At 66.2% G+C, this 11490-nt stretch carries 7 protein-coding genes and 2 pseudogenes; 2 read left to right on the top strand and 7 right to left on the bottom strand.

Features of this window, described 5'->3' with window-relative positions:
* The 5 genes and pseudogenes from Q7V46_RS06670 to Q7V46_RS06650 all read right to left on the bottom strand — a co-directional run.
* Nucleotides 1-153 (bottom strand): annotated as a pseudogene (locus tag Q7V46_RS06670) (IS110 family transposase); the annotation flags it as partial.
* Nucleotides 154-501: 348 nt separating this feature from the next.
* A complete protein-coding gene (locus Q7V46_RS06665) occupies nt 502-915 on the bottom strand; it encodes a hypothetical protein (RefSeq protein WP_304912732.1) in 414 nt (137 codons plus the stop codon).
* A gap of 177 nt (nt 916-1092) precedes the next feature.
* Nucleotides 1093-2346, bottom strand: coding sequence for a nucleoside recognition domain-containing protein (locus Q7V46_RS06660; protein WP_304912731.1), 1254 nt, complete (start codon nt 2344-2346; stop codon nt 1093-1095).
* 38 nt (nt 2347-2384) lie between these two features.
* Nucleotides 2385-3779, bottom strand: a complete 1395-nt coding sequence (locus Q7V46_RS06655; protein ID WP_304912730.1) for a GTPase/DUF3482 domain-containing protein — start codon at nt 3777-3779, stop codon at nt 2385-2387.
* Nucleotides 3776-5218: a DUF2868 domain-containing protein gene (locus Q7V46_RS06650; RefSeq protein WP_304912729.1), complete on the bottom strand. Its 1443-nt coding sequence runs from the start codon at nt 5216-5218 to the stop codon at nt 3776-3778. Before Q7V46_RS06650 ends, Q7V46_RS06655 begins: the two co-directional genes overlap by 4 nt.
* Between Q7V46_RS06650 and Q7V46_RS19995 the strand changes: the two are divergent.
* A pseudogene (locus Q7V46_RS19995) lies at nt 5154-5720 on the top strand (VOC family protein); the annotation flags it as partial. The gene Q7V46_RS06650 and the pseudogene Q7V46_RS19995 overlap by 65 nt on opposite strands.
* Before the next feature lie 120 nt (nt 5721-5840).
* Here the strand turns inward: Q7V46_RS19995 and Q7V46_RS06640 are convergent.
* Entirely contained in the window at nt 5841-7448 is a 1608-nt protein-coding gene (locus tag Q7V46_RS06640) for an iron ABC transporter permease (protein WP_304912728.1), read from the bottom strand.
* 194 nt (nt 7449-7642) lie between these two features.
* On the opposite strand from Q7V46_RS06640, the gene Q7V46_RS06635 reads away from it, so the two are divergent.
* The gene (locus Q7V46_RS06635) at nt 7643-8767 is read left to right on the top strand and encodes an ABC transporter ATP-binding protein (protein ID WP_304912727.1); all 1125 of its coding nucleotides are present in this window, start codon (nt 7643-7645) and stop codon (nt 8765-8767) included.
* A 95-nt stretch (nt 8768-8862) separates the two neighbouring features.
* Here Q7V46_RS06635 and Q7V46_RS06630 read toward each other — a convergent pair whose 3' ends face one another.
* Nucleotides 8863-11349, bottom strand: coding sequence for a penicillin acylase family protein (locus Q7V46_RS06630; RefSeq protein ID WP_304912726.1), 2487 nt, complete (start codon nt 11347-11349; stop codon nt 8863-8865).
* Between the last annotated feature and the right edge of the window lie 141 nt (nt 11350-11490).

Here is an 11490-nt window from a genome sequence, read left to right as displayed (position 1 = left end):
CTCCATCGCAACAACACTGGGCTGCCGATTCGAGAAGAACGGCACCATCTCTGCACGCTTGAGCTTCAGCTTGGTGATTTCTCCTGTCTCGGGATCCACCGAGTGCAATTGAAAGTAGCGTTTGGCAATATCCAGTCCGATCACAGCGAGCATGGCAGTCTCCTAGGAAGGTGGATGAAACCTCCATCGTGATCGAAAAAGACTCAGGAGGCGTCCATGCCATCCTCGGTGAATCTGCTCTTCTTCATGTCCGTCATTCTCCTGGTGGTTGACGGACTTCACTAACTTCAGACTGGTACGGCTGGCGGGGGGCAGGTCACCGGGGCTGCCGATGTCGGTGAATGCGGTGATCGTCCGCTTGAGGAGCTCCACACGGCCTTCAAGTCAAGTCCGGACGTCTCATCACCCCACGCAGGACAAGGGGCCGGGTCGGGTCTGTTCGGTGACACGCGGCGAATCCTGCGCCAACCCCGTCCCAGCGGCAGCCAGGGCGGAGGGCGGCTACCTGCGCGCTTTGCGTCCCTGTCCTGAAGGCTCTGCGCTGCGGTTTCGCTTCAAAACGGGCGCATCGGACGGGCCGCTGGGGTCGCCCTGCTTGCCGGGTCGGCCACCGGGTCCGGGGACATCCTGCGCGCGCTGCCCGGCATCCAGGCCGGGCGTGGCCCGCATGTCGGTGTCAACCAGACCATTTTCAATGTCCTTGGCGGCTTGCACCATGACGCGGCTGGGCTTGCCGTCGGTCATCTGCGTGTTCTGATCGCGTTCGTGCGGCAGCTGCAGATGTTCTTCGTCTGACCCGGCGGGTTTCGATCCCGGGGCACGGGGTGTGCGGCTGACCATGTTGGCCGGGCTGGGCGGTTGCTTGCTGGGCAGGTCAGACGGCTTGTGGGGAGGCGGAACGGGTGGTCTTGACATCAGGGAGGCCTCATTCTTTCGGGGGTGGGCAATGACCGGTTGAGCGCGGCACTGCCGATGCAGCAAGGACCAATCGGCCATCCCCCGCCATGACCTGCCCGGACCGGATGCCCATTCTGCTGGAAACGCAACTTTCAAATGTCAGCTGGCCCTGCCGGATTGCCTGAACCTCCCGCTTCAGCGCAGCATGGCGTAACCCACGCCGATCGCTGCAAACAGCCCCACCACATCGGCGAACAGCGCACAGGCCAGCGCGTGCCGCGTGTGCTTCACGCCCACGCTGCCAAAGTACACCGCCAGAACATAGAAGGTGGTTTCGGTGGAACCCTGCACGATCGCGGCGAGGCGGCCTGCGAACGAGTCCACACCGTGGACTTGCATCACATCGATCATGAGCCCGCGTGCGCCAGCGCCCGAAAGCACCTTCATGAGCCCCACCGGCAACGCGGGCAGGAAATCGGTGTCCAGTCCCAGTGCCGTGACGCCCGCGCCTATCAAAGCCAGCAGGTAATCCATGCAGCCGGCGGCGCGGAAAAGGCCGATGGCAATGAGGATGGCGATCAGGTAGGGGACGATCTGTATGGCCACGCCAAAGCCTTCCTTGGCGCCTTCGATGAAGGCTTCGTAAGCGTTGATGCGTCGCCATGCGGCAGCCAGCAGGAACAGCGCCACGATGCCCAGAATGGCCACCGCGCCGGTGGTGCCGGCGATGCGCGCGGCCTGCTCAGCCGGCAGGCGGGCCAGTGCGGTCACTGCGGCGGCCAGCAGGCCCCCCACCGCCAGCACCGGCAACAGGAAACGCGCGCGCCACAGGGGCAGGCGCTGGGCCACGGCCACCGCCAGTACGCCGGCCAGAAGGGCGGTGAAGGTCACCAGCAGGGTGGGCAGAAAAATGTCTGCCGCATTGAACTCAGCACCCAGCCCCTGCTTGACCGCCATGCTCTGCCGGATTGCGATCACCGATGTGGGAATGAGCGTGAGGCCAGCGGTGTTCATGACCACGAACATGATCTGGGCCTGACTGGCCGTGCCGGGCGGTTCGGTGTTGAGGGTCTGCAGCTCCTGCATGGCCTTCAGGCCCAGCGGCGTGGCCGCGTTGTCCAGCCCCAGCAGGTTGGCCGACATGTTCATGGTCATGGCGCCTTGTGCGGGGTGGCCCTGCGGCACGCCGGGAAACAGGCGCCGCAGCAGCGGACCGGCTGCGCGGGCGAGCAATTCGATCATGCCGGCACGCTCACCCACGCGCATCAGCCCCAGCCACAGGGCCATGATGCCGGCCAGACCCAGCGAAATCTCGAACCCGGTACGTGCGTTGTCGAACAGCGCGGTCAGCAGCCCCTGGAAGATCGCATCGTCACCCAACAGCCAGCGCACCGCTGCGGTGGTGAATGCAACGAGGAAAAAACCGATCCAGATCCAGTTCAGCGCCATGGGAGGGGATGGTAGCCGCAGAGGGTGCGGTTGTTCGATCAGTCCAGCAGGCGTTCAATGCGATGCGCAACCAACTGGCGCAAGACTTCCCGACGGTTGTCGGTGTCGTTGGCGCTACCGCGGGCCGGTTCCCATTCAGGGTGGCTGCGCGCGGGGGCCAGATCGGCCAGCAAGGCTTTCAAGTCGGCGCGGTAGCTGTCGGCGGGTGCCAGCCGCACCGCCAAGGGTTCCAGTGCCGCGTGGCCGCGTGCTTCAAGGCGCTGACAAAGTTGCAGCAGGCCATCTGCCAGCACAGCCAGCACGTCGTCCTGCAGGGTGAGTTCTTCGATGCGCATCAATCGGTTGCGCAGCTTGCGCGGCAACTGGCCCCAGCCCTGCCCCACCACCCCACCAATGGCCGCGCCCAGCGCGGTGCCGGTGCCCAGCGACAGGCCGGCCAGCGCGATGTCCAGTGTGAGTCCCACGGCGGCACCGGCGGCCGCACCCTGGCCCAGCAGGCGACCCACACTGGCCAGGGTCTCAGGGTTGAACAGGTCGGACGCCCAGCGCCCGCTGGCCCAGGACATCACGTCAAGTTGCGCATCGTCCTTGGCGAAGCCGTGCAGGGCGAGCAGATCGTTCACGCCTTGCTGCAGGTTTTTCACCAGTTCGGCGCGGAAGGCGCCAACGAAGGCATCGCGTGTTTTGTGTTCAGCCAGGGTATCGCCTGGGGCCTCTCGGCGCATGGCAGCGGCGCTGATGAGCATATCGGCCACGTGGCGTGCGCTGGCGGTTCGGCGTGCCTGAGCCTGCTGGTCCAGCTCGGCCAGCACGGCTTGCAGCGTGGGGCGGTGGTTGCGCAGCAGCACGCCCAGGTCTTCGTACAGCTGCCGCTCCGAGCCCACGAAAGGCGCCACGGCGTCGAAGCGCACAGCGGCGTGCAAGCCGTAGGCGGCCAGCAGTTCGCGCCATTCGGGCTCGCGCGCGCCTTCTGCGCGCACGAAATTGAGCACCGGCATGATGGGCCGCGCACAGCCCGTGAGCAGCTCGATTTCGCTGCGGTACTTGGGCAGCACGGGCTCGCGGCAGTCGATGACGACGATGGCCGCATCGGCCTGCAGCAGCTGCCGCAGCACCTTGGCTTCCTGTTCGAAAACGCCATGGGCTTCAGGTCCGCCCAGCAGGGCGCGCACGCGCTGCGGCGGCGTGAGTGCATCAGACATCTGCTTCAGGTGGTGCTGCAGCGCCACCGAGTCTTCCAGCCCGGGCGTGTCGAAGTAGCGCACGCGGGTGACACCGTCGACCTGCAGGCCGATGGCTTCCACGTGGCGGGTGGTGCCGGGACGGTCGGACACCTCGCCGAAGTGCGCCTGGCGCGTCAGCGTGCGCAGCAGCGAGGTTTTGCCGGCGTTGGTGTGGCCCACCACCGCGATGTGAATGGCTTCCGCGCTCATGGTGTGTCCTGCGCCGTCGTTGCCGGAGTATTGGCCAACCACCTCGCAGCCTCCGCAGCATTGGCGCAGAAGTGCACGGCAGAGAGCTCACTGGCCTTGAGCCATTCGGACCAGCGCCCAGGCTTGTCGGCTTCATTGAGCGCACCACCCGGCCCGCTGCCCAGCGGCAGCAGCGCGCAGCGATGGGTGTGGGTGCAAAGCTGGCGCAGGAAGCGTTCGGCGCCCCGGTCCGGGCTGGCGGCGGCGGCGCACACGAAGAGCGCATCCACCGCTGGCGCTGATGCCAGTGCGGTCAACAGTTGCAGGCGTTCGGGCATGCTGCCGGCCACGGCGTGCGCGTCATCGGCATGCTGGACAAGCTCCTCCGGTGGCCACACCATCTCAGGCGGCAGTTCATACCCGATCAGCACAATGTCAGTCGCTTCGCCAGGCGAGCGAGGCCGGAACTTCTGCGGGCCTGCCACGCGCGGCGGCGCCTGTTCTGCGTCCACCACCTGAGGCGGATCCATGCCCTGGAACCGGGTGACAAGCTGGTGGAAGTACGGATCGCTCAGATCCAGTGAAAGACGTGCAGAGCGCCGCTGCCAGACCAGTACGCACACCACCAACGCGACCACGCGCGGCACCAGGCCGTAAATCAGCGCGCTGGCCAAAAGCCACCACGCCATGGCATGCGCGCCTTGCGTGCTGGGGGGCGCGTTCACGGTCACGGCATCCGGAACCGGGAAGCCCAGCCTGCTTGGCAGCCAGCCGGTGGCCTGCAAGAAGCCCTCGAAGAAGGCGGGGCGCAGGATGGTGGTTTCCCAGGTGAGCGACCAGGATTGAAAAGCGAACAGCAGCAGCAGGGCGAGCAGCACCAGCAAGAAAGCCAACGCCCAAAGCAGGTGGCTCAGCGCACCAAACACCCACAGGCCCAACCGGTGCTCGCGCAGCACCGCGTGCACACCGCACAGCAGGCTCATCGAATGCGGACCGTGCAGGCCGGGCAGGCGCGCGGCCAGGCCCAACGTCAGTTTGCCGAGCGACCAGGGTCCCGCTGTGCTGGCCGAGCCGGCTGAGGCAATGGCCCACACCACCCAAACAAGCAAGGCCGCCACCGGTACGCCCAGCATGGCCACAAAAGCAAAGGCGGCATTCACCGTCTGCCCGCTGCCCAACGCGCGCGTGAGCAAACCGCCCGCCAGCACAAACGCGAGCCCCACGAGCAGACCGCCCGCCACCCACAGTCCGGTTCGCAGGCGCGACCATTCGTCCACCAGCCCCAGCCGCTGTGCCAGCAGGCGTGCTCGCTCCAGCAACCGGTCCTGGTCACTGGTGTGGCGGCCGTGCGCCAGCGTCATTTCATTGGCATCGTCCAGCGCACCGCCCGCTTCGATGGCCTGCACGGCATGTGCCAGCGCCAGATCGCGAAAACTTGCGGGTGCGGGGCGGGTGGTCAAACAGCGGTCTCCGGTGGGCCAGGGTGCAATTGAGGCAGCAGCAATGCTACTCGGCGGGGTGGGACTCACTGGCCGTCAATCGACCGGGCAAGGTGCCATGTCGAAAAAGGGCGAACTGGTTCGTCGTGGTGTTGACAGCCAATTCAACCTCTTTGGAAAGAACCCCATGCCTCAACTGTGTGCCTACTTGTCCTTCAACGGCGACTGCGCCGACGCCATGGCGTTCTACGCCAAAGTGCTTGAAGCGAAGCTCGAAGCCCTGATGACCTACGGGCAGATGCCCGACGGCGATCCAGTGGCGCCAGAGCACGCAAACAAGATCATGCACGCCTACCTGGTGCACCCCGACTTTGCCCTGATGGCCGGCGACGCCATGCCAGGTGTGCCCTTCGACGGCATGAAGGGGGTGATGCTGGCCATCACCTACCCCGAAGCGGCCGAGGCCGAACGCGTCTTCAAAGCCCTGGCTGAAGGCGGCAGCGTGCAGATGCCGCTGGGCGAAACCTTCTGGGCCGAACGCTTTGGCATGCTGACCGACCGGTATGGCACGGCCTGGGCGGTGAATGGGGGGGGCGAGAGAAATGCCGAAGGACTGACCGGTCAGCGCGCCCGCCATAAAAACTTAGCGCGCCCGCAAGGTCCTGCTCAGCAGGATCACCGGCAAAAGTCCCACCAGCACCAGCGTGAGCGCCGGCAGCGCCGCCTCGCCCAGCCGCTCGTCGCGAGCGAGCTGGTAGGTGACCACAGCCAGGGTGTCGCTGTTGAAGGGGCGCAGCACCAGGGTGGCCGGCAATTCCTTCATCACGTCCACAAACACCAGCAGCGCGGCCGCCGCCGTGGAACGCCGGAGCAGCGGCCAGTGCACGCGAAAGGCCAGGCCCAGACCGGTGGTGCCGAGCATGCGGGCAGAGTCGTCGAGGCTGGCGGGAATGCGGGCGTAGCCGCTCTGCATGGACTGCAGTGCCACGGCGGTGAAACGCACCAGATACGCCCAGACGATGCCGAGCGCGGTGGCGGTGATGAGATAACCCACGCGGGTGTCTGGCTGCACGGTTTGCACCCAGCCCACCGGCAGCAGGATGCCGACCACGATCACCGCACCGGGCACGGCGTAACCCAGACTGGCCAGTTGCACCACACCGCGCGTGAGCGCACCGGGCCGGGCGCGCAGGGCGAACGCCAGCGCCAGCGCAATGGCGGTGGCCAGCGCAGCGCTCAGGCCAGCCAGCCACACGCTGTTGCGCGACCACTGCACAAAGCTGCTCCACGGCAGGTCGTCCCAGCCGCCAATGAGCGGGCGCAACATGAAAAGCACTGGCAGCAGGAAGCCGAAGGCAATGGGCAAGGCGCACACCAGCACCGCCCAGGCGGCGCGCCCACCGCGCAGGCGCACCGGCTGGGCCTCTGCGCTGCCGGCACGCTGGCCACGCAGCGTGGCGAAGCGCATGCGCCGCTGAGCCCTGTGTTCCAGCCAGAGCAGCAGCGCCACCAGGGCCAGCAGCATGGTGGCCAGCTGGGCGGCAGCCAGCGGCATGTCCATGGACAGCCAGGCCTTGTAGATGCCGGCGGTGAAGGTCTGGATGCCGAAGTAGCTGGCCACGCCGAAATCGGCCAGGGTCTCCATGAGCGCCAGCGCCACTCCGGCGGCCACGGCGGGGCGCGCCAGCGGCAGGGCCACCTCGCGGATGCGGCGTGACAGGGGGGCACCCAGCAGGCGCGCGGCTTCCATGAGCTGCGCGGCGCGTTCGGCCAGCGCGGTGCGCGCCAGAAGGTACACATAGGGATAGAGCGAGAAGGTGAACACCCAGACCGCGCCGGGCGTGTTGCGGATTTCAGGGAACACGCGGCCACTCAGGCCAAAGGCGTCGCGCAGCCAGACTTGCAAGGGGCCGCTGAATTGCAGGAAGTCGGTGTAGGCGTAGGCCACTACGTAGGCCGGCATGGCCAGGGGCAGCAGCAGTGCCCATTCAAAAAGACGTCTGCCGGGGAAGTCAAACAGCGTGACGGCGCTCGCCGTGGCCATGCCAACCGCCGCCACCCCCACCGCCACCGCCACGCACAGCCACACCGTGGTGAACACATACTCGGGTAGCACTGTCTGGGCCATCTGGCTCAGCACGTCGCGCGCCGCGGCGTCGAACTGCAACCATGACGCGCCCAGCGTCAAAACCGGCAGCGTGAGCATCACCGCGAGCAGGAGCAACAGGGCCGGGGCCAACCAACGCAACATGGGCAAAGGATCGGTGAGTGGGTGAAGCAATACGCAGGAAGCAACGGGATCAAGGGCAGAGCGCCTGCGGGCGCAGGCATCATGGCACGGCCAACTGTGGTCTCCCTGCACGGGGCCATTGACCCACATCAACACAAATGAGAATTGTAGTTATCTACAATCAAAGCCCCTCCCCAGAAAATCCGGGATTCATCATGTTCCTCCGTGTTTCGCAACTCAGTGTGCGCTACCCCGGCAATGCACAGGCCGCAGTGGATGGCGTCTCGCTCGGTCTGCGGGCGGGCGACATCGGTGTGCTGATCGGCCCTTCGGGCTGCGGAAAGACCACCTTGCTGCGCGCAGTGGCTGGTCTGGAGCGGGCCAGTGCAGGCCATATTTCCCTGGACGGCGAAACCGTCAGCGGCGCGAGTGAAGGCCAGCAGCACCACATGCCGGCTGAGAAACGGCGCATTGGCATGGTGTTCCAGGACTACGCGCTCTTCCCGCATCTGAACGTGGGCAAGAACATTGCTTTTGGCATCAACAAGCTGCCCAATGGTTCGCGCGAAGCCCGTGTGGCCGAGGTGCTGAAACTGGTGGGACTGGACGGCATGCAGGCCCGATTTCCACACGAGCTCTCAGGCGGCCAGCAGCAGCGCGTGGCACTGGCGCGTGCGCTGGCGCCGAACCCCAGGCTGCTGTTGCTGGATGAGCCGTTTTCGAACCTTGACGTGGACCTGCGCGAGCGGCTGGCACACGAAGTGCGCGGCATCCTGAAAGCCGCCAACGCCACCGCGCTTTTCGTCACTCACGACCAGCTGGAGGCGTTTGCCATTGGCGATGTGATCGGCGTGATGCACGAAGGGCATCTGCACCAGTGGGAAGACGCCTACGCGCTCTACCACCGCCCCGCCACACGCTTTGTGGCGGAGTTCATCGGGCACGGTGTGTTCGCGCCAGCCCAGATCCGGCAGGACGGCAACGAGGTGTCTGTGCAGACGCCACTGGGTGCGCTGCAAGACATGGACGAATGCCCCTTGCCCTCCGCCTACGAAGCCGGCCTGTGCGATGTGCTGCTGCGAGCAGACGACATCGTGCACGACGACGATGCACCGGTGAAAGCGCAGATCCTGCGAAAGGCGTTTCGCGGTTCAGAGTTCTTGTACACACTGCGCCTGGCCAGCGGCGAGGTGCTGATGACGCACGTGCCTTCACACCACAACCACGCGGTGGGCGAGTGGATCGGGATTCGCGCCGAGGTGGATCATGTGGTGACGTTTGCACGCGGCGGGGCTGCGCTTTCGCCGCCCGCACCGGCTGCGGTGCGCAGTGTGGTGTGAAGTTCTTGTGACTTTGGGGTGATGGACCGGCGTCGCCCCGGCCCCTGCCTCCCCCAAGCAGAAAAGGCGTTACGGCCCCGGTGGAACTGCAGGCGTCAGGGCCTGAGCGTCACCCGATGGTTGAACTCCGGCGGGTCCATGCGCAACGGCCGGTACTGCACCACCGCCCATTCTGCACGCATGTCGCGGTAGCGGTCCGAAAACACCAGCCCGCTCTGCCCCGTCTGGTAGATGAAACGCGAGTTCTCCAGATCGCCGAGGTCGTACAGCGCGCGCATCGACGGGCCATGGCGGTTGGCGAAGGGGTCTTTCTCGTGGTTGGCGTGGAAGTGGCCCATGTTGACAGTGAAACGGTCGCCGCCGGTGGGCACACGCACGTCGAAGAACCTGGCCAACGGACCCACATTGCTGAAAGGCCTGTGAGCCGACAGCGCAGGGTGCGCCTGGCCCCATTGCCAGGCAGATACGTTGTTGCCCTGCCATGCGGCGATGCGGGTCAATGCACGGTCCAGTGCCAGGCCAGTGGCCACTGCACAGCCTGCCGCGCCGCACCAGTCGGTATCGTTGCGAACGAGGATGCCTTCGATCGCCGGGCGGAACACGCGCCGGCCGTACATGGCCATGAGCCGCTCTTCACCCAGTCGGCCGCCGATGACGCCACGGGTGAACTCGTCGGTCCACACGGCGAACACGAGCGCGCCGGCACTCTCCGCGCGCAACTCGCCGTTGAACGTGGCCAGCGCGGACTGCGCGGCGGCACCCAGCGGATGGCCGACCGGCGCGCCCAGCAGGTGCGGCAGCAGTACCCGGGCCGACTCGGACACCACGTCAGCGTGGATGACCCTCTGCGAATCGAGATCGTGCCGCTCCTGCGTGGCCAGCAGGGTGTCGATGCGATCCTTGCGATAAGGAATCTCCCAGTCCTGGGTGATGAAGTGAGGGTAATCGGCACCGTGGACGCGCTGGTTGGCGGTGGACAGCCAACCCGCTGCGCTGATGGTGTCGTGATCGACTTCGGGAGTGTCTTCGTAGGGCAGCCAGCCTTGCCAGTCGTAGCGGGCATCCCATCCAGGAGAGGGTGCCACACCCATGATGTCGTTGTCGGGGTGACGCAACGGCACACGGCCAGTGGCTTTGAAGGCAACGCGGCCAGCCGTGTCGGCCATGACCACGTTCTGCATGGGCGCGTGAAAGTCTTCATATGCGGCGAGCAGTTCCGCAACCGACTGCGCCCGGTTGCTGCGCACGCCGGCCAGAACAGCGCGGTTGTCGGTGTCCAGTGCGGTCCAGCGCAGCGACAATGCGTAGCGGCTGGTGTCGATCAGCGCCTGGTGCGCGGCCTGCGCGTCACTCACCACCGGGCCATGGCGGGTGTGGCGCACGGTGTGCACCACGTCCGGTCGGCCTTTGACGCGGATGGTTTCCTGGCGGGTGGTGAAATCGGCCCAGCCGTCGGGCGTCTGATAGCGCCCAGAATTCGCGGGGTCGATGCGCTCCAGGTAAAGGTCTTGCACGTCGGGCGCGGTGTTCGTGAAACCCCAGGCCACGTGGCGTGTGCGGCCCAGCAAGATGAACGGCAGACCAGGCACGCTGGCGCCGGTCACGTCGAGCCCCGGGGCCTTCAGGCGGGCGAAATACCAGATGGCTGGGGCGCTGAGCGAAAGGTGGGGGTCGTTGGCCAGGATGGGTTTGCCGCTGGTCGTGCGTTCGCCGGCAATCACCCAGTTGTTGCTGCCCTTGCCGTCGACCGTGCCAAGGTTGTTGCTGAAGTCGTTGGCCCAGGTGGCCAGGTCGCTCTGGAAAGCGGCGGTCAGCAGATTGCCTGGTGTATGGGGCAACGATTCAGTGGGTGCCTGTGACTGGGTGGTGGCCGTGCGGTACACACCCAGGTCGGCGTAAAGACGTGCCAGGTCGGCATGCGCCACCGGGCGCTCGCCCGGGTACGGGGGCAGCAGTTGCCAGAGCGCCTGGGTGTCGAGCACCTGCAGCGCACTCAGGCGCGTGAATTCGTTGCCCATGTTGCCGCCGAGGTCCAGCGCCATCATGATGGCCCAGCCCACGCTGTCGGTCGCCGTCCAGGCCACACCGGATTCACCGCCAGGCCTCGTGCCCAACACATGGAACTCCGGTGGCAGGGCCTGGGTGCTGGTGGCGTGGAACGCATTGATTCCAGCGGCGTAGGCCTGCACGGCCTGCTGAGCATCGGGCGGCAAGGCCGCGAGCTGGCGCTGGGCCGCTTCCAGCACGCCCAGGGTGCGCAACAGCTTGTCGGTCTCCAGCGTGGCTTCGCCCAGAATCTCGGACAACTGACCGTGCATGACGCGGCGGTTGAACTCCAGCTGCCAGCCACGTTCCTGCGCGTGCACGTAGCCCAGCGAAAACCAGGCGTCGCGTTCACTGGCAGCTTCGATGTGGGTCACATCGGCGCCGTCGCGCGACACCTGCACTGGTTGGGTGAGGCCAGCCACGGCGAACTCGCCGTCCAGCGCGGGCAGCGCCCGGTACACGTACACGCCCAGTGCTGCGGCCAGGGCCACCAGCAAACTCAGGGCGCCCAGGCCAATGCGTAGAAACCATTTCATGTTGTCGTCTCTGTTCTCAACACCACCGTGCCGCGCCTCCGTCGTTGGTGCGCCCAGCCGGCATGGTAGCGGTGAAAATTGTCAGACCGCGACGGGGTCCGTCGAAGGGGGCTGGCACTCGGGTTTCCAGCACCGGTCCGA

This window comes from Hydrogenophaga sp. (assembly GCF_030651625.1).
GTDB lineage: Bacteria > Pseudomonadota > Gammaproteobacteria > Burkholderiales > Burkholderiaceae_C > Hydrogenophaga.
This window is presented reverse-complemented; position numbering and strand designations above follow the sequence as displayed.